The sequence below is a fragment of the Kitasatospora sp. NPDC101108 genome (genome assembly GCF_055584725.1).
This window is the reverse complement of sequence record NZ_JBVJLM010000004.1, coordinates 139,851-161,627: the sequence shown is the minus strand read 5'-3', so window position 1 is coordinate 161,627 and position 21,777 is coordinate 139,851. Positions and strand designations below refer to the sequence as shown.

16 protein-coding genes are annotated in these 21,777 nt (G+C 74.2%); 11 read left to right on the top strand and 5 right to left on the bottom strand.

Annotated elements, in window-relative coordinates; all coding sequences use genetic code 11:
• Positions 1–60: 60 nt before the first annotated feature.
• Positions 61–756: a LuxR C-terminal-related transcriptional regulator gene (locus tag ACZ6Z8_RS11590; protein WP_465608559.1), complete on the bottom strand. Its 696-nt coding sequence runs from the start codon at positions 754–756 to the stop codon at positions 61–63.
• An 811-nt stretch (positions 757–1,567) separates the two neighbouring features.
• Here ACZ6Z8_RS11590 and ACZ6Z8_RS11585 point away from each other — a divergent pair.
• The 10 genes from ACZ6Z8_RS11585 (at position 1,568) to ACZ6Z8_RS11540 (ending at position 16,838) form a co-directional block, all read left to right on the top strand.
• Positions 1,568–2,971 carry a glycosyltransferase gene (locus ACZ6Z8_RS11585; protein ID WP_465608558.1) on the top strand — a complete coding sequence of 468 codons (1,404 nt, stop codon included), beginning with the start codon at positions 1,568–1,570 and terminating at the stop codon, positions 2,969–2,971.
• A 106-nt stretch (positions 2,972–3,077) separates the two neighbouring features.
• Positions 3,078–4,136 (top strand): DegT/DnrJ/EryC1/StrS family aminotransferase, encoded by a 1,059-nt coding sequence (locus tag ACZ6Z8_RS11580; RefSeq protein ID WP_465608556.1) that lies wholly within the window; start codon positions 3,078–3,080, stop codon positions 4,134–4,136.
• Between the two features lie 66 nt (positions 4,137–4,202).
• Positions 4,203–5,381, top strand: coding sequence for a cytochrome P450 (locus ACZ6Z8_RS11575; RefSeq protein ID WP_402820663.1), 1,179 nt, complete (start codon positions 4,203–4,205; stop codon positions 5,379–5,381).
• A gap of 105 nt (positions 5,382–5,486) precedes the next feature.
• Positions 5,487–5,681 carry a ferredoxin gene (locus ACZ6Z8_RS11570; protein WP_465608554.1) on the top strand — a complete coding sequence of 65 codons (195 nt, stop codon included), beginning with the start codon at positions 5,487–5,489 and terminating at the stop codon, positions 5,679–5,681.
• 26 nt (positions 5,682–5,707) lie between these two features.
• A complete protein-coding gene (locus ACZ6Z8_RS11565) occupies positions 5,708–6,457 on the top strand; it encodes a thioesterase II family protein (protein ID WP_465608552.1) in 750 nt (249 codons plus the stop codon).
• A gap of 56 nt (positions 6,458–6,513) precedes the next feature.
• Positions 6,514–8,820, top strand: coding sequence for an aminodeoxychorismate synthase component I (gene pabB, locus ACZ6Z8_RS11560; protein ID WP_465608550.1), 2,307 nt, complete (start codon positions 6,514–6,516; stop codon positions 8,818–8,820).
• Positions 8,821–8,853: 33 nt separating this feature from the next.
• On the top strand, positions 8,854–14,406 hold the full coding sequence (locus ACZ6Z8_RS11555) for a type I polyketide synthase (RefSeq protein ID WP_465608548.1): 5,553 nt from the start codon (positions 8,854–8,856) through the stop codon (positions 14,404–14,406).
• 53 nt (positions 14,407–14,459) lie between these two features.
• Positions 14,460–15,437 (top strand): ATP-binding cassette domain-containing protein, encoded by a 978-nt coding sequence (locus ACZ6Z8_RS11550; protein ID WP_465608546.1) that lies wholly within the window; start codon positions 14,460–14,462, stop codon positions 15,435–15,437.
• The gene (locus tag ACZ6Z8_RS11545) at positions 15,434–16,300 is read left to right on the top strand and encodes an ABC transporter permease (RefSeq protein WP_465608544.1); all 867 of its coding nucleotides are present in this window, start codon (positions 15,434–15,436) and stop codon (positions 16,298–16,300) included. The genes ACZ6Z8_RS11550 and ACZ6Z8_RS11545 overlap by 4 nt, the downstream gene beginning before the upstream one ends.
• A 124-nt stretch (positions 16,301–16,424) precedes the next feature.
• Complete coding sequence (locus tag ACZ6Z8_RS11540; protein ID WP_465608542.1) at positions 16,425–16,838, top strand: GNAT family N-acetyltransferase; 414 nt, start codon at positions 16,425–16,427, stop codon at positions 16,836–16,838.
• A 100-nt stretch (positions 16,839–16,938) separates the two neighbouring features.
• Here the strand turns inward: ACZ6Z8_RS11540 and ACZ6Z8_RS11535 are convergent, their stop codons facing one another.
• The 4 genes from ACZ6Z8_RS11535 to ACZ6Z8_RS11520 all read right to left on the bottom strand — a co-directional run bounded on the left by ACZ6Z8_RS11535 (position 16,939) and on the right by ACZ6Z8_RS11520 (position 20,663).
• Entirely contained in the window at positions 16,939–17,799 is an 861-nt protein-coding gene (locus ACZ6Z8_RS11535) for a N5-glutamine methyltransferase family protein (RefSeq protein WP_465608540.1), read from the bottom strand.
• A 78-nt stretch (positions 17,800–17,877) separates the two neighbouring features.
• Positions 17,878–18,897 (bottom strand): recombinase family protein, encoded by a 1,020-nt coding sequence (locus ACZ6Z8_RS11530; protein ID WP_465608538.1) that lies wholly within the window; start codon positions 18,895–18,897, stop codon positions 17,878–17,880.
• A 226-nt stretch (positions 18,898–19,123) separates the two neighbouring features.
• Positions 19,124–20,227, bottom strand: coding sequence for a hypothetical protein (locus ACZ6Z8_RS11525; protein ID WP_465608536.1), 1,104 nt, complete (start codon positions 20,225–20,227; stop codon positions 19,124–19,126).
• Between the two features lie 4 nt (positions 20,228–20,231).
• Positions 20,232–20,663 (bottom strand): VOC family protein, encoded by a 432-nt coding sequence (locus tag ACZ6Z8_RS11520; RefSeq protein WP_465608535.1) that lies wholly within the window; start codon positions 20,661–20,663, stop codon positions 20,232–20,234.
• Between the two features lie 103 nt (positions 20,664–20,766).
• Here ACZ6Z8_RS11520 and ACZ6Z8_RS11515 point away from each other — a divergent pair, with 103 nt between their 5' ends.
• Positions 20,767–21,630 carry a helix-turn-helix transcriptional regulator gene (locus ACZ6Z8_RS11515; protein WP_465608533.1) on the top strand — a complete coding sequence of 288 codons (864 nt, stop codon included), beginning with the start codon at positions 20,767–20,769 and terminating at the stop codon, positions 21,628–21,630.
• The last annotated feature ends 147 nt before the right edge of the window (positions 21,631–21,777 follow it).

Genomic DNA, 21,777 nt, shown 5'->3' with positions numbered 1-21,777 from the left:
CGGCGCTCCGGCACACCGGCCGCCCCCTGCTCGTTCGTGGCGTGCGGACGGCGGCCGCGGCTACTTCACGAAGCTCTCGACGACCTTGGGCGGCCAGACCCCGACCTTGAGGACGCCCATGGAGTACGCCCGGGAGACCAGCGCGGCGCGGTTCGGGACCCGCAACTTCCGCAGCAGGCAGGTGACGTGGTACTCGACCCCCTGGCGGCTCAGGTAGAGCCGGGCGGCCAGGGGGACGGTGGATATCCCCGCCGCTATGCCCTCCAGGATCCGGGCGTCGACGTCGCTCAGCAGCTTCTTCCGGCCCGCCACCACCTCGGACCCGCCCTGCTCCGGACGACCGTCCGGCATCATGACCAGGATCGAGGACTCGTCGGGCAGGCCGCCGCGCACCATGACGGCGGTGAGCGGCACCGTGAAGGTCTCGTCCCCCGGGCCGACCGCGATGACGTCGGTGGCGAAGCGGTCGCGCCGGCCCTCGATCAGCCCGGAGAACTGGCGCAGCAGCGGCTGCTGGACGCTCGGGTGGACGAGCTCGCTGAAGGTCCGGCCGCAGAGGTCGGCCGAGGTGCGGCCGAACTGCCAGAAGAAGGCCTCGTTGGCCTGGCGGATGGTGAGGGCCCGGTCGAGCTGGGCCATGGTCAGGCCGGCCTGGCCGACCGACTGCTGGTGCCGCGCCGCCGCGCCGCCGACTTGATCCCGCTCGGGCGTGACGGTCCGGGCGGAATTCGGCTGGACAGACTGGGAAATCACCACGGAAAGTCCGTTCCCTTCGAGGCGAAAGTGCGGATGGATAAGTGTTCGAACTACCCGGGTCTTCGCACGGGAGACCCACATCCGCACATGGAACTGTGCGCGAAATCCAGGAATCGGCCGGATTACCGGCCGGCCACGACAGGCACGACACCGGTCGGCCCTGGCCTGGAACAGGGCGGGCTGGGACGGACCGCCGCCCCTCCCCAGGGCGGTCGACGGTCGGTGGAGTCGGTTTCTCCGCAGCTCAGGGCTGCCGGTACGGGTGTCGTCAGTCCCGGCGGGACGGTTTCACGACAGGGGACCGCCGCCCACCGGGTCTCCCGGAGCGCGCCCGTCGGCCTCCCGGCACCGTCCCCCCGGACGCCGGACCGACGGCTGGTGCGGGAATTCCCCATGCGGACGACACGTACTCCTGCACCTCCGAAGCGCAGACGGACCCGATATTCCGAGGCGGCCCCGGAGAGCGAACCACAAAAGTGGCTGACCGGGCATCAGCGTACCCGGCCAGTTCTGAGCAAGAATATATGGGACACGTCAAGAAGTGAGCAAGTAACCGAACGATCCCGGTCCGCAACGGGAGTGATCCAGCCAGCAGTCGCATCTGCGTTCGAACCGTTGAACGTGTCGGGGGAATTGCGCGGAGGAGGCGCCGGAGTCCCTCGCCCCCGCCCGCCGCCCAAAACAGGACACAAGCGGATGATCAACCCCTGCTCCCGGCCGGGCGCGGTCAGAACTAAGGAATTCCCGGAACCGGGCATGGGACCAAGGTGGGGTACAGATCCAGCCGCCACCCCGCCCCCGAGGGAGTCCGATGAGCACCCCGCCCCGGCCGAGCGCCGCGCGCCGGCCGATCCTGTTTGTCAGCCTTCCGGAGAGCGGCCTGCTCAACCCCCTGCTGGTGCTGGCCGGTGAGCTGGCCCGGCGGGGCGTGCCCGATCTCTGGTTCGCCACGGACGAACCGCGGCGCGCCGAGGTGACGGCCCTCGCCGACCGGTCGGCGGTGGAGTTCGCCTCCCTCGGCGACGTGTTCTCCGAGCTGTCGGCGGTCAGCTGGAGCGACGACGTGTACCGCCAGGTGACCCAGGAGTCGCGGTTCAAGGCGCACCGCGCGGTGATCCGCCAGTCCTACCGGCCCGACCTCCAGGCCGAGAAGTTCCGCCGGCTCGCCGCCGTGGTGGACAAGTGCGACCCGGCCCTGATGGTGATCGACTGCGTCAGCTCCTTCGCCGTCGACCTGGCGCTGGCCCGGGGAATCCCCTTCGTGCTGAGCGTCCCGTTCCTGCCGAGCAACGTGCTGACCTCGCACAGCCCGTTCGGGCCGTCCTACACGCCGAAGGACTTCCCCGTCCCGCACTCGGGCCTGCCCTACCCGATGTCCGCCGGCCAGCGGCTGCGCAACCGGCTCTTCAAGCTCCGCACGCTCGCGCTCTTCCTCAACCCGGCGATGGGCAAGGTGCTCTCCGAGGACGCCCGGCTGCGCAAGGAGCTGGGCCTGCCCAAGCCCAGCCCGATGACCCGGATCGACCGCGCGGAGCTGGTGCTCTGCAACTCCGTTCCGGAGCTGGACTACCCGTTCGAACTGCCCGGGAAGGTACGGCTGGTCGGGGCGATGGTGCCGCCACTGCCGGAGTCCTCGCCGGCCGACGACAGCAGCGGCGTGATGGACTGGCTGGACGCCCAGTCCTCCGTGGTCTACATGGGCTTCGGCACCATCACCCGGCTGACCGCGCCACAGGTCCGGGACCTGGTGGAGGTGGCCCGCCGGCTGGACGGCCGGCACCAGGTGCTGTGGCGGCTGCCCGCCGAGCAGCAGCACCTGCTGCCGCCGACCGCCGAACTGCCCGGCAACCTCCGGGTGGAGAGCTGGCTGCCGTCCCAGCTGGACGTGCTCGCCCACCCCAGGGTCGACGTGTTCTTCACCCACGGCGGCGGCAACGGCTTCCACGAGGGCGTGTACTTCGGGAAGCCGCTGGTGATCCGCCCGCTCTGGGTCGACTGCTACGACCAGGCGGTGCGCGGGCGGGACTTCGGGATCAGCCTGACCCTGGACCGGCCGCGCGACTTCGACCCCGCCGACGTCGTGGACAAGCTCACCCGGGTGCTCGGCGACCGCTCCTTCCGGGACCGGGCCGAGAGCATCGGCAGCGCGCAGCGCACGGCGGGCGGCCGGGCCGCCGCGGCCGACCTGCTGCTCGGGCTGCCCGCCCTCGCCTGACCGCCCCGCCCTCGCCTGACCGCCCCGCCCGCCCGGCGCCCCCGGCCCGCCCCCGGCCGTGGACGACGCCGGGGGCCCGCCACGTCACGTCCCAGAGTGAGGACCCATGCCCTTCACCATCCCCGTGTCCCGCCCCAGCCTCGACGGGCGGGAACTGGAGTACGTCACCCGCACGATCGGCGACGGCTGGATCTCGTCCCAGGGCCCGTACGTCCGCCGCTTCGAGGAGGCCTTCGCCGAGTACAACGGGTCCGCCCACGGCGTCGCCTGCTCCTCGGGCACGGCCGCGCTCACCCTGGCGCTGCGCGCGCTCGGCGTGGGCCCCGGGGACGAGGTGATCGTGCCGGAGTTCACCATGATCGCCTCCGCCTGGGCGGTCACCTACACCGGCGCCACCCCGGTCTTCGTCGACTGCGCGGACGACCTGAACATCGACGTCGCCCGGATCGAGGAGCGGATCACCCCGCGCACCAAGGTGATCATGCCGGTGCACGTCTACGGCCGCCGCTGCGACATGACCGCGGTCATGGACCTCGCCCACCAGTACAACCTGCGGGTGGTCGAGGACTCCGCCGAGGCCCACGGCGTCCGCCCGACCGGCGACATCGCCTGCTTCTCGCTGTTCGCCAACAAAATCATCACGGCCGGGGAGGGCGGCGTCTGCCTCACCGACGACCCCCGCCTGGCCGGTCAACTGGCCCACCTGCGGGCCATGGCGTTCACCGCCGACCACAGCTTCCTGCACAAGAAGCTCGCCTACAACTTCCGGATGACGGCGATGCAGGCCGCCGTCGCGCTCGCCCAGACCGAGCGGCTGGACGAGATCCTCGCGGCCCGCCGGGAGATCGAGCGCCGCTACGACCAAGGCCTCAAGGACGTCCCCGGCCTCACCCTGATGCCGCCCCGGGACGTGCTGTGGATGTACGACCTGCGGACCGAACGCCGCGACGGGCTGCGCGAGTTCCTCGCCGCCGAAGGCATCGAGACCCGGCTGTTCTTCCAGCCGATGAGCCGCCAGCCCGGCTACCTCGACCCGGCCTGGCCCGGCCTCAACGCCACCCGGTTCGCCGCCGACGGCCTCTACCTGCCCACCTACACCTCGCTGACCCCGACCGACCAGGACCGGGTCATCGACCGGGTCCGCGCCTTCCACGGCGCGTCCTGACCCGTACGCCCCGGCCCCCGCACGGGGCCACCGGATCCGCACCGCCCCCGAGGGAGACCCGACGACATGACGAGCACCGGACCGCGGGTGGTCGACTTCCCGCTGCGCCGGCCCGGCGAGGCCTTTCCACCGCCCCACTACCAGGACTACCGCGGCGAGCGCGGCCTGGTGGTGTGCCACCTGCCCAACGGCAACCGGGTCTGGCTGGTCACCCGGCACGAGGACGTCCGGGCCGTCCTGACCGACCGCCGGATCAGCTCCAACCCCGACCACCCGGGATTCCCCAACATCAGCCAGACCATGGGCGTGCCCCGCCAGGAGCAGATCCCCGGCTGGTTCGTCGGCCTGGACTCGCCCGAGCACGACCGCTTCCGCAAGGCGCTGATCCCCGAGTTCACCGTCCGCCGGGTCCGCGAGCTGCGGCCCGCGGTCGAGCAGACCGTGGACCGGTGCATCGACGGCCTGCTGGCCGCGGGCACCGAGGCCGACCTGGTCGCCGACTTCGCCCTGCCCGTCCCCTCCCTGGTGATCTCCGCACTGCTCGGCGTTCCCCCGGTGGACCGGGACTTCTTCGAGTCCCGCACCCGCACGCTGGTGGCCATCCGCTCCTCCACCGACCAGCAGCGCGACACCGCCTCGCGCGAACTGCTGCGCTACATCAACCGCCTGGTCGCCATCAAGCAGAAGTGGCCGGGCGACGACCTGATCAGCCGGCTGCTGGCGACCGGCGCGATCGACCCCCGGGAGATGTCCGGGGTGCTGATGCTGCTGCTCATCGCCGGCCACGAGACCACCGCCAACAACATCGCGCTCGGCGTGGTGACGCTGCTCGCCCACCCGGAGTGGATCGGCGACCCCCGGGTGGTCGAGGAGACCCTGCGCTTCCACTCGGTGGCGGACCTGGTCTCGCTGCGGGTCGCCGTCGAGGACGTCGAGATCGCCGGCCAGCAGGTCCGGGCCGGCGAGGGCATCGTGGCCCTGGTCGCCGCCGCCAACCACGACGAGCGGGCCTTCGCCTGCCCGCACGCCTTCGACCCGGCCCGCACCGAACGCCACCACGTGGCCTTCGGCTACGGCGTCCACCAGTGCCTGGGCCAGAACCTCGTCCGGGTCGAGATGGAGATCGCCTACCGCAGGCTCTTCGAACGCATCCCGGGCCTGCGCCTGGCGGTGCCGGCCGAGGAACTCCCGTACAAGTACGACGGCGTGCTGTGCGGGCTGCACGCGCTGCCGGTCCGCTGGTGACCGCGGCGGCCGCCGCCGGGCCGTGACGGGCACGCCCCGGCACGCCCCGGCACGCCCCGGCACGCCATCACCCACGCTCCCGACCACGCCCCAGGAGAACCGATCATGCGCATCACCGTCGACACCGGCCGCTGCGTCGGCGCGGGCCAGTGCGTGCTGAACGCCCCCGCGGTGTTCGACCAGGACCACGACGGCGTGGTCGAGATCCACGACCCCACGGCCGCCGCGGCCGACCCGGAGGCCGTCGCCCTGGCCGCCACGCTCTGCCCGTCCGCCGCGATCACCGTCCACCGGGACTGACCCGCGCCCCTGAGAGGACCGACCACATGACCAGTCCCAGCACCCTGTGGCTGCGCCGCTTCCATCCGGCGGACGGCCGGCCGGTACGCCTCGTCTGCTTCCCGCACGCCGGCGGCTCCGCCAGCTACTACCACCCGGTCTCCGCGGCCCTGTCCGCCGACACCGAGGTGATCGCGCTGCAGTACCCCGGCCGCCAGGACCGCCGCACCGAACCCTGCCTCGACTCCATCGACGCCCTGGCCGACCGGATCACCGACGAACTGCTGACCCTGGAGGACCGGCCGACCCTGTACTTCGGCCACAGCATGGGCGCCGTCCTCGCCTTCGAGACCGCCTGGCGGCTGGAGCAGAAGGGCGGCCCAGCACCCCGCGGCATCATCGCCTCCGGCCGCCGGGCGCCCTCCACCAGCCGGGCCGAGACCGTCCACCAGCGCGACGACGCGGGCGTCCTGGCCGAACTCCGGCTGCTCGACGGCAGCAACGCCCGGGCCCTGGAGAATGAGGAGATCCTGCGGATGTCGATGCCCGCGATCCGCGCCGACTACCGCGCCGTCGAACGCTACACCTGCGAGCCCGGCCGGGTGCTGCGGTGCCCGATCACCGCGCTCACCGGCGACGCCGACCCGCGCACCACCGTCGCCGAGGCCGAGGCCTGGAAGGAGCACACCAACGGCGGCTTCCGCCTCCGGGTGCTCCCCGGCGGCCACTTCTTCCTCGCCGAGCAGCAGGCGGCGGTCCTGCGGGAGATCACCACCGAGCTCGCCGAGCTCCGCTGACCAACCGCCCGCCGACCCACGCCCCGCAGGCGGCACCGGCAGGACAAGGATCCCTGATGCGCACTCTCCTGGTCGACAACTACGACTCCTTCACCTACAACCTCTTCCACTACCTCGCCGAGGTCAACGGCAGGGAGCCGGAGGTGATCCGCAACGACGACCCGTCCTGGCGGCCCGCACTGCTCGACGGCTTCGACGCCGTCGTCCTCTCCCCCGGCCCCGGCACCCCGCACAACCCCGCCGACTTCGGCCACTGCGAGGGGATCGCCCGCGACGGACGCCTGCCGGTGCTCGGCGTCTGCCTCGGGCACCAGGGCCTGGCCCTGGCCCACGGCGCCTGCGTCGGCCGGGCGCCCGAGCCCCGGCACGGCCGGACCTCCGCCGTGCGGCACACCGGCACCGGCCTCTTCCGCCGGCTGCCCAACCCGCTGGAGGTCGTCCGCTACCACTCGCTGGCCGTCACCGCGCTCGCCCCCGGACTGGAGCCGATCGCCTGGGCCACCGACGACGGAGTGGTGATGGCCCTCCAGCACGACGAACTCCCGCTGTGGGGCGTCCAGTTCCACCCCGAGTCGATCGGCACCGAGGCCGGGCACCAGCTGCTCGCGAACTTCCGGGACCTCGCCGAGGAGTTCAACCGGACGCACCGGCCCGGCCCCCGGCACGTCCCCGCCCCGCGCCGCGCGCCGGTGGACGCCCCGGCCGCACCGGTCACCCGGCGGCTGACCGTGCTGAGCCGCACGGTCGACACCCGGTGGGACGCGGAGACCGTCTTCGACCGGCTCTTCCGCACCGGGAGCCACCCGTACTGGCTGGACAGCAGCCTCCCCGGCGGCCGGCTCGGCCGGATCTCCGTACTGGGCGACGCCTCCGGCCCGCTCGCCCGGGTGGCCACCGCCGACGTCTCCCGCGGCACCGTGACGGTGCGCTTCGGGGACACCGCCGAGGTGGTGCACGGCGCCTTCCTGGACTGGCTCGACGCGGACCTGCGCACCCTGCGCACCGAACTGCCCGAGCTGCCCTTCCACTTCGCGCTGGGCTGGGTGGGCTGCCTGGGCTACGAGCTCAAGGCCGAGTGCGGCGGCGACCGCGCCCACCGCTCGCCCGACCCGGACGCGGTCATGGTGTTCGCCGACCGGGCGGTGGTGCTCGACCACGACACCGGCACCGTCCACCTGCTCGCCCTCGCCGAGGACGGCCGCACCGGACCGGCCGACACCTGGCTGGCCGCGACCGCCGCCACCCTGGCCGGGCCCGCGCCCGTCCTCGCCGACCCGGCCCCGGTCCGCCCCGGCGAGGCCGCCCCGCTGCGGCTGCGCCACCACCGCCGCGCCTACCTCGACCTCATCGACGCCTGCCAGGACCAGATCGGCGCGGGCGAGACCTACGAGGTCTGCCTCACCAACATGATCGACGGCCCCGCCGCCTTCGACCCCTGGCAGGCCTACCGGTCCCTGCGCAGGATCAGCCCCGCGCCCTTCGCCGCCTTCCTCGACTTCGACGGGCTGTCCGTGCTCAGCTCGTCCCCCGAACGCTTCCTGCGGATCGGCCCCGACGGGACGATGGAGTCCAAGCCGATCAAGGGCACCCGGCCGCGCGGCGCCACCGCGGGCGAGGACGCCGTGCTGATCGCCGACCTGGCGGCCAGCGAGAAGGACCGCGCCGAGAACCTGATGGTGGTCGACCTGGTCCGGCACGACCTCGGCAGCTGCGCCGAGACCGGATCCGTGGTCGCCGAGCCGCTGTTCGACGTCGAGACCTACGCCACCGTCCACCAGCTGGTCAGCACCGTCCGGGCCCGGCTGCGCTCCGGGCGCAGCGCGGTCGACGGGATCCGCGCCGCCTTCCCCGGCGGCTCCATGACCGGCACCCCGAAGATCCGCACCATGCAGATCATCGACCGGCTGGAGAACGGCCCGCGCGGGATCTACTCCGGCGCGATCGGCTATGTCTCGCTGACCGGTGCCGCCGACCTGAGCATCGTGATCCGCACCGCCGTGCTGAGCGGCGGGCGGCTGCGCTACGGGGTCGGCGGCGCGATCATCGCGCTGTCCGACGCCGAGGCCGAGTTCGAGGAGACGGTGGTGAAGGCCCGGCCGCTGCTGGCGCTGCTGGACGCCCCGTTCCCCGGGGAGCAGCCGGCCACGTCCCCGCGGGCGCAGCACGGGGCCGTGGCCCGGTCGTCCGGGTCCGCCGGGTCGGCCGGGTCGGCCGGCGCCGGGGCAGCGGCGGGAGCCTGGTCCGGCTCCGACGCCGACTCCGCGGCCGCTGCGGCTGCGGCTGCGGCTGCGGCTGCGGCCACTGCCACTGCCACCGCGCAGGAAGGTTCTAGGGCATTCCCGGCGGCGACCGGCCGAGGATGACAGGCGCAGCAGCCACCGACCCCGGGAGTGAAGGTGTCCGTCCACAGCGATGACTACGCGATCGATCCGGCTGCCGGGGCTCCCGAGGCCCTGGGCGGGCACACCCTGCCCGGGGTCTTCGCCGCGGCCGTACGGCGCGCTCCCGACGCCGTCGCGCTGGTGGACGGCGAACGGGTACTGACCTGGCGTCAGTGGTCCTCCGAGGTCGCCGCGCTGGCCCGGGCGCTCCAGGACCTGGGCACCGGCCCGGGCGACGTGGTCGCGGTCCAGCTGCCCAACTGCTGGGAGTACCAGACCGCGCACCTGGCCGTGGCCACGATCGGCGCGGTCATGCTGCCGGTGCACGCCGGCTACGGGGCCGCCGACGTACGGGCGCTGCTGGGCCGGGTGGACCCGACCGCCGTCCTGCTCGCGCCGGAGGCCGCGGACACCGCCGAGGCGCTGGCGGCCGCCGTCCCCTCGCTGCGGGCGGTGCTGGTCGCGGGGGACGTCGCGGAGGACCGCACGGGAACGGGCACGGAGGACCGCGCGGGAGAGGCGGCGGGGCATCCGGCGGCGCTGCCGCCCGGGGTGCACTCGCTGGCCCGGGCGACGGCCGAACGGGCCGGGCGGGAGCCACACCCCGTCGAGGTCCGGCCGGACCAGCCACTGGTCCTGCTGCCCTCCTCCGGCACCACGTCGGCCCGGCCCAAGATCTGCCTGCACAGCCACGACGGACTGCTCTCCAACACCGCCCCCGTCGCCGAGGAGGGCGGAGAGGCCTTCGCCGGGGCGATCCTGACGGCCTGTCCGCTCACCCACCTGTTCGGCCTGCAGTCACTGCACACCGCGCTGTTCCGGGCCTGCCGGCAGGTGCTGCTGCGCTCCTGGGACCCCGAGCGCTTCCTCGCCCTGGCCCGGCGCACCGCGCCGAGCGCGGTCTTCGCCGTCCCGGCGCAGCTGTACGACGTCGTCGCCGCGCTGGCCCGCGGTGCGCGGCCGGCCGGCTTCCGGCCGCAGCAGGTGCGCACCGCCGGGGCGGCGATCCCGGCCGCGCTGGCCGCCGACGTCCGGACGGCGCTCGGCGGCGAGCTGGTGGTGGTCTGGGGCATGTCCGAACTGGGCACCGGCACCCGCACCGCGCCGGGCGACCCGGCCACGGCGCGCGGGGTCGGCCGGCCGACCCCCGGCGCGCGGCTCCGGGTCGTCGGCGAGGACGGCTCGGAACTGCCGGCCGGCGAGGCCGGTGAACTCCAGTACCACAGCCCGAGCATGTTCCGCGGCTACCACCGGGAGCCCGAGCTGACCCGCGCCGCGATCACGGCGGACGGCTGGCTGCGCACCGGCGACCGGGCGAGCCTCGGCCCGGACGGCCGGCTCTCCTTCCACGGCCGGTCGGCGGAGCTGATCAACGTGGGCGGCCGGAAGTTCGACGCCACCGAGGTCCAGGAGCTGCTGGCCGCCATGCCGGGCATCGGTCCACTGGCCGTCGTCGCCCGGCCAGACGAACGGCTCGGCGAGATCCCCTGCCTGGTGCTCACCCGGCGGGCCGCCCCGGGGATCGGCCTGCGGGCCGTGACCGCCTACCTGCAGGGGCGCGGGGTCGCCGACTACAAGATCCCGCTGGAGCTGGTGACCGTCGACGACCTTCCGCGCACCCCGGCCGGGAAGGTCCACCGGCGCGGGCTGGAGCAGTTGGTGGCGCCGCAGGAGCCCGTTGCGCCCGGCTCGGGGGCACCCGGATCGGGGACGCCCGGCTTTGGGGCGCCCGGCTCGGGGGCACCCGGCTTTGGGGCGCCCGGACCCGGGGCGCGGCCGTCCGCCGGGGCCGTGCCGGAGGGCGCGCCGCCGCTCGGCTACGGTGCGGCACTCGACCTCGTCCGCGGCTGCGCCGCCGAGGTGACGGGCCGTGGACCGGCCGACCCGCCGATCGGCCCGGACACCGCGTTCCGCGCGTACGGACTCGACTCCGTGCGCACCATCCGGCTGCGCAACCTGCTGGTGGAGGCCACCGGCCGGGCGCTGCCGGTCAGCCTGGGCTTCGACCACCCCACCCCGGCGGCCGTCGCCCTGCTGCTCTCGGGCTCCGCCCCCGAGCGGGCGGAGGAGGAGCCCCGGGCGGCCTCCGAGGAACCGGTGGCGATCGTCGGGATGGCCTGCCGGCTGCCCGGCGGCATCGCCTCCCCGGACGACCTGTGGGCGCTCCTCGCCGAGGGCGCCCACACCGACTCGGCGTTCCCCGCCGACCGCGGCTGGGACCTCGACGGCCTGTTCCACGACGACCCGGAGCACCCCGGCACCTCCTACGTCCGCCGGGGCGGGTTCCTGGACGGCGCGGGACGGTTCGACGCCCCCTTCTTCGGCTTCTCCCCGCGCGAGGCGATCGCCGCCGACCCCCAGCAGCGGCTGCTGCTGGAGACGGCCTGGGAGGCGCTGGAGCACGCCGGCATCGACCCGACCGGACTGCGCGGCAGCCACACCGGGGTGTTCACCGGCGCGATGTACCACGACTACGGCGCCGGCGCCCCGGCCGAGCTGGAGGGGCTGCTCGGGATCGGCACCGCCGGCAGCGCGCTGGCCGGGCGGATCTCGTACTCCTTCGGCCTGGAGGGCCCGGCGCTCACCGTCGACACCGCGTGCTCCTCCTCGCTCGTCGCGCTCCACCTCGCCTGCCGCTCGCTGCGCTCCGGCGAGTCCTCGCTCGCGCTGGCCGGCGGCGTCGCGGTGATGGCCACCCCGGCCCCGTTCACCGAGTTCTCCCGGCTGCGCGGGCTCTCCCCCGACGGCCGCTGCAAGTCCTTCTCGGACGACGCCGACGGCGCCGCGTGGGCCGAGGGCGTCGGCCTGCTCGTGCTGGAACGGCTGAGCGACGCCCGGCGCAACGGACACCCGGTGCTCGCCCTGGTGCGCGGCTCCGCGGTGAACCAGGACGGCGCCTCGAACGGCATCACCGCACCCAACGGCCCCGCGCAGCAACGGGTGCTCCGGCGCGCGCTCGCCGACGCCGGGCTCGGGCCGGGCGACCTGGACGTCGTCGAGGCGCACGGCACCGGGACGGCCCTGGGCGACCCGATCGAGGCCCAGGCGCTGCTCGCCGTCCACGACGGCGCGCGCCCGGCGGACCGGCCGCTGTGGCTGGGGTCCGTCAAGTCCAACCTCGGGCACACCCAGGCCGCGGCCGGGGTGACCGGGGTGATCAAGACGGTGCAGGCGCTGCGGCACGGCCTGCTGCCGAGGACGCTGCACGTCACCGAGCCGACCACCCGGGTGGACTGGTCCTCGGGCGCGGTCCGGCTGCTGACCGGGGACCGGCCCTGGCCCCGGGAGGCCGGCCGGGTGCGGCGGGCCGGGGTGTCCTCGTTCGGGATCAGCGGGACCAACGCCCATGTGGTGCTGGAGGAGGCGCCGCCCGGGCCGGACCGCACCGGGCCGGCGGCCGACGGCGGCCCGGTGCCGGCCGCGTCCGACGACCGGACCGCGTGCGACGACCGGACCGCGTGCGACGACCGGACCGCGTGCGACGACCAGGCCGCGTGCGACGACCGGACCGCGTCCGACGACCGGGCCGAGCGGGACTGCGCGAGCCGACCGGTGCCGTTGACGTTCTCCGCACGCGGCGAGCGGGCCCTGCGGGAGCAGGCCGGGCGGCTGGCCGGGCACCTCGCCGCCCACCCCGGGCTCGCCCTGCCGGACCTCGCCCATGCGCTGGCCACCACCCGTGCCGTGCACCGGGACCGGGCCCTGCTGGTCGGCGCCGACCGGACCGAACTCGTCGACGCACTGGAGAAGTTCGCCGCCGCCGAGCCCGGTCCGGTGGCACCGGCGACGGGCCGGCGGGACGGCGGCGGTCGGCTCGCCTTCGTGTTCGCCGGCCAGGGCAGCCAGCGGCCCGGCATGGGGAGGCAGCTGTCAGCCGACCACCCCCGGTTCGCGGCCGCGCTGGACGAGGTGTGCGCCCTGTTCGACCCACTGCTGGCCCGGCCGCTGCGCCCGGTGCTGTGGGAGGAACCGGAGTCGCTCGACCGCACGGAGTTCGCCCAGCCCGCGCTGTTCGCCCACGAGGTCGCGCTGTACCGGCTGCTGGACTCCTGGGGCGTCCGGCCCGACCTGCTGGCCGGGCACTCGGTCGGCGAGATCGCCGCCGCGCACGTGGCGGGGGTGCTGTCGCTGCCGGACGCCTGCACGCTGGTCGCCGCCCGCGGACGGCTGATGCAGGCCCTCCCGGCCGGCGGCGCGATGCTCGCCGTCCGGGCCACCGAGGACGAAGTCCGGCCGCTGCTCGGCGAGTCGGTCTCGCTCGCAGCGGTGAACGGGCCGTCCTCGGTGGTCGTCTCGGGCACCGAGGACGCGGTCGCGGCGATCGAGGCCCGGTTCGCCGACCGGAGGACCACCCGGCTGCGGGTGTCGCACGCCTTCCACTCCGCGCTGCTGGAACCGATGCTGGCCGAGTTCCGGGCCGTGGTCGAGGGCCTGGCCTTCGCCGCTCCCGCCGTGCCCCTGGTCTCCGGGGTCACCGGACTGCCGCTGACCCGGGAGCAGGCCCTCGATCCCGGCCACTGGGTCGCCCAGGCCCGCCGACCCGTCCGGTTCCGGGACGCCGTCGAACGGCTGCGCACCGAACGTGTCGACGCCTACCTCGAACTCGCCGCGGGCGCCGCGCTGGCGCCGATGCTCGGCGAGTGCCTGGCCGCCGGGGACACGGGGCGGTCGACCGGGGACGCGGGCGCCGCCGTACTGACGACCGCGCCGGCGGACCAGGCCGACGAGACCCGCTCGCTGCTGGCCGCCGTCGGGCGGCTCCACCTGCACGGCGTTCCGGTGGACTGGGACGCCGTGCTGCCCGGCGCCCGGCCGGTGCCGCTGCCGACGTACCCGTTCCAGCGGCAGACGTACTGGCTGGCGGCCGCAGCGCCCTCACCGTCGGCGCCCTCACCGTCGGCGCCCTCACCGTCGGCGCCCTCACCGTCGGCGCCCTCGCCGTCGGCCCTGCCCGTGGCGGTGCCCGGGCCGGACGGTCCGCCGGCCGCGCTCCCCGAGCGGCCGGCGGGCGGCCCCGCCGAGCGCGAGGCCGTGCTGCGCCGGCTCGTCCTCGCCGAGACCGCGGGCGTGCTCGGCCGGTCCCCCGCCGAACTGGACCCCGCCCAGCCCTTCGCCGCCCTCGGCGTCACCTCCGTCAAGGCGATCGAACTGCGCGAGCGGATCGCCGCGGCCACCGGCACCGTGCTCCCGGCCACCCTGGTCTTCGACCACCCGTCCCCGGACGCCGTGGTCCGCGCCGTCGGAGCCCACCTCGACGGAGGCCCCGGGCGGCCGCACACCACGGGTGAACTGGTCGACCTGCTGGCCGAGTTGCTCACCAGCGGCGCGACCCTCGAACCGGGCGACGCCACCCGGCTGCGCGAGCTCGCCCGCCGCGGCACGGCGGCCGGCGGGGCCGCGCGCCCGGACACCGGCTCCGGCTCCGGTACGGGCTCCGGCTCCGGTACCGGCTCCGGCTCCGGCTCCGGCTCCGGCTCCGGCTCCGGTAAGGGTCTCGGCACCGACCTCGGCACGGCCACCGACGACGAGCTGTTCCGCCTCATGGACGCCCTCGACGGACACCCGTGACGAGCCGCTCACCCGACCTGTTCCGACTACCACCGCCCTATGGAGAACCGGCCATGACCCCCACGCCCCCGGGCGCCGACGACCCCGTGATCGAGGCGGTCGACGTCGGCATGACCTTCGGCGACGTCCGCGCCCTCGACTCGGTCAGCCTCACCGTCCCCCGGGGCAGCGTGCTGGCCCTGCTCGGCCACAACGGGGCCGGCAAGACCACCCTGGTCAACGTGCTCACCACCGCCCTGCCACCCACCACCGGCCGGGCCAGCGTCGCCGGGTACGACGTCCGCGACCGGCCGGCCGAGGTCCGCCGGCGGATCGGCCTCACCGGCCAGTACGCCACCGTCGACGGACGGCTGAGCGGCCGCGACAACCTGCTGCTGCTCGCCGGGCTGCTCGGGGCCGGACGCCGCGCCGGCCGGGCCCGGGCCGACGAACTGCTCGGCCTGTTCGACCTCGGACACGTCGCCGACCGGCCCGCCCGCGGCTACTCGGGCGGCCTGCGCCGCCGCCTCGACCTGGCCGCGAGCCTGGTCGGGCGGCCCGAGGTGGTGTTCCTCGACGAGCCGACCACCGGGCTGGACCCGGTCAGCCGGCTCGGCCTGTGGGAGATCGTCGAGGGCCTGGTCGCCGAGGGCACCACCGTGCTGCTCACCACCCAGTACCTGGACGAGGCCGACCGGCTCGCCGACTCCATCACCGTGCTCTCCGGCGGCACCGTCGTCGCCGACGGCACCCCGGCCGAGCTCAAGGCCCGGATCGGGCGACGCACCGTCACCCTCGTCCTGGAGCCCTCCGACGACCCGGACCGCGCCGTCCGGGCCCTGCGCGAGGCCGGCTTCGCGCCCGCCACCGGCCGGGAGGGCGCCGCGCTGGTCGTCCCCATCGAGGCCACCCGCGAGGTCGCGGCGGTGGTCCGGGCGCTCGACGGGGTGGGGATCGAGGCCGCCGAACTGACCTTCGGCGAGCCCGGCCTGGAGGACGTCTACCTCGCCCTGGCCCACCGCCCCGACCGCTCGGAAGGACCCACCCGGTGACCACCCCGACCACCCCGGCCCCCAGCCTCGGCACCGGCCGCCCGCCCCGCACCCCGATGCCCACCGCCCCGGCCTGGCGCGGCAGTTCGCGGCCGACCCAGGTCCGCATCCTCACCAGGCGGTCGCTGCGCGCACTCGTCACGGACCCGGCCGTGCTGCTGTTCGGCCTGCTCCAACCCGTCATCACCCTGGTGGTGCTCTCCCAGGTGTTCAGCCGGATGGGCCTGCCCCCGCACTTCCCGCCCGACGTCACGTACCTGGACTTCGTCCTGCCCGCCGTCCTGGTGGACAACGCGGTGCAGTCCGCCGTCCAGTCCGGGATCGGGCTCGTCGAGGACCTCCAGAACGGCATCGTCGCCCGGCTGCGCTGCCTGCCCGTCGCCCCGGGCTCGCTCCTGCTCGCGCGCAGCCTCACCACCCTGGTGCGCGCCGCGGTGCAGGCCGTGATCATCCTGCTGCTGGGCACGGTCCTGCTCGGCTACCACCCGCGCGGCGGGGCGGGTGCCGTCGCCGCCTCGATCGGGCTGACCCTCTTCATGAGCTGGGCGCTCGGCTGGCTCTTCATCGCCGCGGCGGCCTGGCTGCGCCGGGCCGAACCCATCCAGAACCTGGCGGTCATCGCGGTGCTCCCGCTGATGTTCGCCTCCAGCGCCTACGTCCCCACCGCCGACCTCCCCGGCTGGCTGGCCGCGGTCGCCCACGTCAACCCGCTCACCTACGCGATCGACACCACCCGCGCCCTGGCCCTCGGACTGCCCGGCACCGGCTCCGCCGGGCCGGCCCTGCTGCTCGGCGCAGCCGTGGCCGGGCTCGGCGCCTGGCTGGCGACGCGCGGCTTCCGCCGGCCGCTCACACCGCGCTGACGGCACTCCGCCCATACCCGCGCACGAGACGTCGGACCGGCCGACTTCCCGTGCGCGGGTGTATGGGCACCGGGGGGCCGAAACCGGGCGACCGCCGCCGCGAGGTCATGGCAGGCTGCCCCGCATGGTGATCAACGATGCGTCGCCGACCGGCGGCGAAGTCCTGACGGTCCGTCCCGCTCTGACGGACGCCGAGCTCAACGAACTGTTCGGAGCGGCCTGGCCGGACCACCGGCCGACCTCCTTCGCCCCGGTGCTGTCCCGCAGCCTGACCTGGATCGCGGCACGACGGGCCGGCCGGCTGATCGGCTATGTCAACGTCGTCGGCGACGGAGGCGCACACGCCTTCGTCCTGGACACCACCGTGCACCCGGACGAGCGCCGGCGGGGGCTCGGGGTGCGCCTGGTACGGGCGGCCACCGACGAGGCCAGGGCGTGCGGCGCCGAGTGGCTGCACGTCGACTACGAGCCGCACCTGGAGTCCTTCTACGGCGAGTGCGGCTTCCGGCCGACCGCCGCCGGCCTCCTCCGGCTCTGAACCGGACCCCGGGCGCCGACGGCGGGGCCCGGGCCCCGGCGGTCCCGACCGACGCCCGGGAGGGCTCCGGACGGCTCCGCGGCCCCGGCGCCGGTCCGGTTCAGGAGGCCGTCCGGACCGCGGACGAGTAGAGCGGCCAGCCGTCGTGGTCGGGGCGGCAGGACACGTCGGCGAAGCGGCCGGACTCCCGCAACAGGCTCGGGACCGTCGCGCCGTGGAGGTGGCCGTGCTCGACCAGCAGCACACCGCCCGGCCGCAGCAGACCGGCCGCCGCCTCCACCACCTGCCGGACCACCCGCAGGCCGTCGGCACCGCCGAACACCGCCTGCCGGGGCTGGTAGCGGCCGAACTCGTCCGGCACCTCGGCCGCGTCCGGCATGAACGGCGGGTTGGCGAGCACCAGGTCGGCCCCGGCCGCCAGCCCGGTGAGGGCACCCGCCCGGGCCGCCTCCCCCTCGTGGACGGTGACCTCGGTGTCCCCGAGCGCGGCCCGCCGGGCCGCGTTGCGGCGGGTGAAGTCGACGGCGACGGGATCGAACTCGACCGCGTGCACCCGGGCGTCCGGCCGCGCGTGGGCGAGGGCCAGCCCGATCGCGCCGGAACCGGCGCACAGGTCCACCACTGTCGGCCCGGCGATGCCCTCGACGGCCTTCCGGCCGGCCGCCACCACCAGCTCACTGTGCACCCGGGGTACGAACACCCCCGGCCCGACGGCGAGTTCGAGGCCGGCGAAGACCACCCGCCCGGTCAGATGGCCGAGCGGGACACCGTCGGCTCTGCGGCGCACCAGCTCGCGCATCCGGCGCACCGCCCGGCCGTCCAGCGGCCGTGCCGGATCCAGCCCGTCCGGCTCCGCCCCGAGCACCCGCGCGGCCAGCTCCACCACCTCCCGCCGGGCCGCCGACCGCGCCACGCCCCGCAGGGCCGGCTCCGCCTCGTCGAGCAGGTCCCCGAGCACCATCGGTCCCATCGTCGCCTCCCGGCCGTGTGGAGCGACGTCCGCCGCCGCCCGATGCCGTCCACTGTGCGGCTGGTGGCGCTAGGTGAGCTCCCAGAACTGGCGTCCGGACGGGCGGGGCAGGCCCTCGGGGAATATCCGAACGGAAATTAGCGGTAGCCGCTGACCCGGATCATGGCCCAGTCGGGATGAGGGCACTGACCCGGTTCGCGTACTCGCGGCGGGCCTTGCGCTGGGCCGGAACCGCGGGGCGCCAGGGCCGCCGTCGAGCGGCTGGCAGCGGGCGAGGAGCCCTCGGTGCACGGCGGGGACGGCGCTGACGCGCAGGGTGTAGCCCTGGCCGCGCCGCACGGTGACGCCCTGGTCGAGCGCAGCGCACTCGGCGGGCTCCAGCTCGGTGGCGCGGAGGAAGTCGGCGACCTTGCCTGGCATGTCGAGGGTGACCGGCAGCTCCGGGGTCGGGACGCCCTCCTGGCCCTCGGCGGTGTGCTCGGGCAGGAGGTCGGCGACGGCGGTACGGATGGCGCCGCGGCTGACGTCGTGGTCGCGGGCGAGGGCGGCGATGGGCCGGCCTTCCAGGTACGCGGCGCGCACGGCCTCGGTCCTGTCGGCCGCCACGGCGGGGCGGCGCCCGCCCTTGCTGCCCCTGGCCTCGGCGGCCCGCAGCCCGTCGTAGGTCGGCTCGCGTTGGAGGTCGCGCCGGAGTTCGCCGGCGGCGGCGAGGGTCTGCACCATGAACTTCACCGTGGACAGCAGTTCGCCGGTGCGCGGGTGGCGGGCGGTGAGGTCCATCGCGGAGAACGCGCCATCGTGGATACGCAGCGCGAGGCGGTCGCGGTGGAGGACGTCGAGCACGTCGAGGATGTGCCCGGTGCCGCGTACGAGGCGGAACATCTCGGAGATGTGCACGATGTCGCCGGGCCGCGCGTAGGTGAGCAGTTCGCGGAACTTCGGGCGCTGGAGGGGGTGGGGGCGGCTGGAGGTGCCCGGGTCCTCCTCAAAGACGATGGGATTCTCGATCCCGGCTTCGTCCAGGACGAGGTTCTGCCGGGCGGTCGACTGCCGGTCGGTCGACACCCGTTTGTCGACCAGGTTCGCCACCGAGGGTCCCTTCCGTGCGGAGGAAGGACCCTGTCTGTCGTCAAACCCTGTCAGCGATCACCATCGGACCCGATTGGATCGGCGCCGTCCCCGCGTCCTGAATCATCCGGGTTCATTGGGTGCGCCTGGCGCCTGTCGCCAAACGTTCGTTTACCGACAGGGCTGGAGGCGGAGAACGGTCCGAACGCTCACGCGGGACTTCTCGGTGTGGGATCCAGGCCGGCGCTCATTGATCCTCCCGCAGGAGCTGGAGGGTGTCGAGGAGGCTCTGGTAGATCATGATGCCCTCCTCCCACGGGGTCGCATGGTTGCCGGTGAGCCGCTGTCCCTGGGTGAGTCGGAGCCCGGCGACCTTGGCCAGGGTGGCGGTCAGTCGCTCTTGCTGGTTCATCGGTACGAGCTGGTCCTCGGTGCTCTGGTCCAGTACGACCAGACGGGGCGCGTTGCCTTCGCGGATCCGTCCGGCAATGGACGCCGGGTCGAAGCCGGCCGGGCTTGCGTCCGGCCAGGCGTCCTTGTCCGTCCCGAACGCCCTGGACAAGAACTTCTCGTAGTCGTCGCGGAGGTGGGCGTGGAAGGCGCCCAGGCCGTCCGTCGCCGCGAGAGCGGGCAGGTCGTACAGGCCGTTGAGGCCGAGCAGCGCGGCAGGGCAGGGCGGTTCGGGAAGGTGGCCGAGACCGTAGTGCCGCGGAGGCTGGAGGACGGACTGCAACGCCAGGCAGGCGCCGCAGCTGTGGCCGGACAGGATGTAGGAGCCGTCGGCGAGGCCGAGGGCGCCGAGCAGGGCCAAGCCGTGCAGCACGTCGCTGACGTGCTGCGGATGGACGGCCTCGCGAGCCAGGTCGGTGTGATTGTCCTTGATCGCGTCGTAAGGAACGGGGGGATCCGCCATGACGGTGGGAGCAGGGTAGTTGATCTGGGAGACGGTGTAGTTGAGGGAGGCGATGGCGGTGACCGGGGTCGGCCCCTCACCGGGGAGCACGCCGACGGAGAAAGCGTGGGCGACGGCGGGTTCGATCGAGGCGGAGGTGAGCCGCGGGTCGCGCCAGGCACCGCCGTGGATGTGCACGAGGTACCGCGGGTGCCTCGCCGTGGAGTCAGTTCCTGGGAGGGACGTGACGGGGGTGCCGATGAGCGCGGCGGTTTGCGGCGTCCGCGGCAGGTAAATGCTGAGGTTCTGGAGCCGGTTGGCGTTGGGGATGTAGGGGATGTCCTTGGCGGCGATGACCGGGATACGACGATCGAGACGCGGGCTCGCCACCTCGGCGGGCTGCCAGCGGGCCTGCCTGGCGTCCTGGGGCCCGGTGAAGTCTGCGCGGATCGACTTCATGCCCCTACCTCCGGCCAGAGATCCATGTGCCGGGGTCGCTGAGCTCGATGATGGTGCCGACGTTGTCGGTGACGAAGGCGATGCGCTGGCCGGTTTCCGGTATCTCCATGGGGCCTCCGATCAGCGGCACATCGAGTTCGAGCAGCCGGGACAGTGCCCCGTCGAGATCTGCTACGGCCAGGCAGAAGTGGTGCAGGCGCGACGTGTGCATGCTCGTGAGGATGTTGTCGGTCGGCGCCGCGCCCCGGTTCGACGCGCCGGCGAGGAGCTCGATCTTGACGTCGCCTGCGGTGAGGAAGACGAACGTCGTGCCATGAGACTCAAACTTTTGTTCGACAGCGAAGCCGAGGTTGCGCGAGTACCACGCGATGGTGGCGTCGAGGTCCTCTGGCGTAACGGTGATGCCCACGTGGTCGTGGGAGAACGTCAAGGTCATGTCGACAAGAATCATCGGTCGCCGGGCCGGCAACCAGAGAGAGGAATTCGGTAGGAAAACCCTTACCACCTTCGGGGTGGCGCCGGGTGCGACAATCAGTCTCATGACCGCTGACGTCGCGAAACTCGGCCCGATGCTGCGCACCTGGCGCAGCCGTGTCTCGCCGGACACGGCGGGACTGCCCAGCGGCCACAGGCGCCGGGTCACGGGACTGCGCCGGGAGGACCTTGCCGAGCTCGCGGGGATCTCGGTCGATTATGTGATCCGCCTGGAGCAGGGACGCCATGTGACCCCGTCGGCGCAGGTGACCGCGGCGCTGGCACGCGCCCTGCAGCTCACCGACGCCGAGCGGGACCATCTCTACCGGCTGGCCGGCCTTGCCCCTCCGGCCGGCGGGGAGATCTCGGACCACATCCCGCCCGGCCTGCACCGCATGCTGAACCGGCTCGGCGACTCCGCAGCCGCCGTGTTCGCCGCGGACTGGCAGCTCATCCGGTGGAACCGTTGCTGGGCGGCGCTGCTGGGCGACCCGTCCTCAACGCCGTCGGCACTGCGCAACTTCGCTCGCGACACCTTCCCGGCCGACGGGTCCGCCCCCTGCCTGTCGCACTGGCCGGTGACCTCGCTCAGCCAGCCGGAGGTCGAGGCTTCCGTCGTGTCCGACCTGCGCCGCGCCACGGGGCGGTTCCCGGACAGCGAGCGCCTGGCCGGCCTGATCCGGGACCTCACGACGGGCAGCCCGCGCTTCGCCGAACTGTGGGCCTCCGGCGCGGTCGGCGCACACCGGGAAGACCACAAGATCGTCCAGCACCCGGCGACCGGGCCGATCGCAGTGGACTGCGACGTCCTGACCGACGGCGACGCGGAACGCAAGATCGTCGTTCTCACCGCAGCCCCCGACACCGAGGACGAAACCAAGCTCCGCCTGGCGGTGGTATCGGGCATTTCCAACTCCGCTCACGCCTGAGCGGAACAACCCGGTGATCAGGTTGCATGCGCGGGCTGTGATCGTTGATCAGGACGGTTGCAAGGGCCGACGCCCCCGAAGCCTCCGGTGTACACCGGCTGTTCCAGGAACCGATCCACCCGGGTTCGCGAGCGCCCCGAAATGAAG

What these genes read in the sequence shown, in the direction of transcription:
- ACZ6Z8_RS11540 (WP_465608542.1), top strand. Translation starts at nt 16,425, where the DNA reads ATGGTGATCAACGATGCGTCGCCGACCGGCGGCGAAGTCCTGACGGTC.
- ACZ6Z8_RS11580 (WP_465608556.1), top strand. Translation starts at nt 3,078, where the DNA reads ATGCCCTTCACCATCCCCGTGTCCCGCCCCAGCCTCGACGGGCGGGAA.
- ACZ6Z8_RS11565 (WP_465608552.1), top strand. Translation starts at nt 5,708, where the DNA reads ATGACCAGTCCCAGCACCCTGTGGCTGCGCCGCTTCCATCCGGCGGAC.
- ACZ6Z8_RS11550 (WP_465608546.1), top strand. Translation starts at nt 14,460, where the DNA reads ATGACCCCCACGCCCCCGGGCGCCGACGACCCCGTGATCGAGGCGGTC.
- ACZ6Z8_RS11520 (WP_465608535.1), bottom strand. Translation starts at nt 20,663, where the DNA reads ATGACCTTGACGTTCTCCCACGACCACGTGGGCATCACCGTTACGCCA.
- ACZ6Z8_RS11525 (WP_465608536.1), bottom strand. Translation starts at nt 20,227, where the DNA reads ATGAAGTCGATCCGCGCAGACTTCACCGGGCCCCAGGACGCCAGGCAG.
- ACZ6Z8_RS11515 (WP_465608533.1), top strand. Translation starts at nt 20,767, where the DNA reads ATGACCGCTGACGTCGCGAAACTCGGCCCGATGCTGCGCACCTGGCGC.
- ACZ6Z8_RS11585 (WP_465608558.1), top strand. Translation starts at nt 1,568, where the DNA reads ATGAGCACCCCGCCCCGGCCGAGCGCCGCGCGCCGGCCGATCCTGTTT.
- ACZ6Z8_RS11535 (WP_465608540.1), bottom strand. Translation starts at nt 17,799, where the DNA reads ATGGTGCTCGGGGACCTGCTCGACGAGGCGGAGCCGGCCCTGCGGGGC.
- ACZ6Z8_RS11570 (WP_465608554.1), top strand. Translation starts at nt 5,487, where the DNA reads ATGCGCATCACCGTCGACACCGGCCGCTGCGTCGGCGCGGGCCAGTGC.
- pabB (WP_465608550.1), top strand. Translation starts at nt 6,514, where the DNA reads ATGCGCACTCTCCTGGTCGACAACTACGACTCCTTCACCTACAACCTC.
- ACZ6Z8_RS11575 (WP_402820663.1), top strand. Translation starts at nt 4,203, where the DNA reads ATGACGAGCACCGGACCGCGGGTGGTCGACTTCCCGCTGCGCCGGCCC.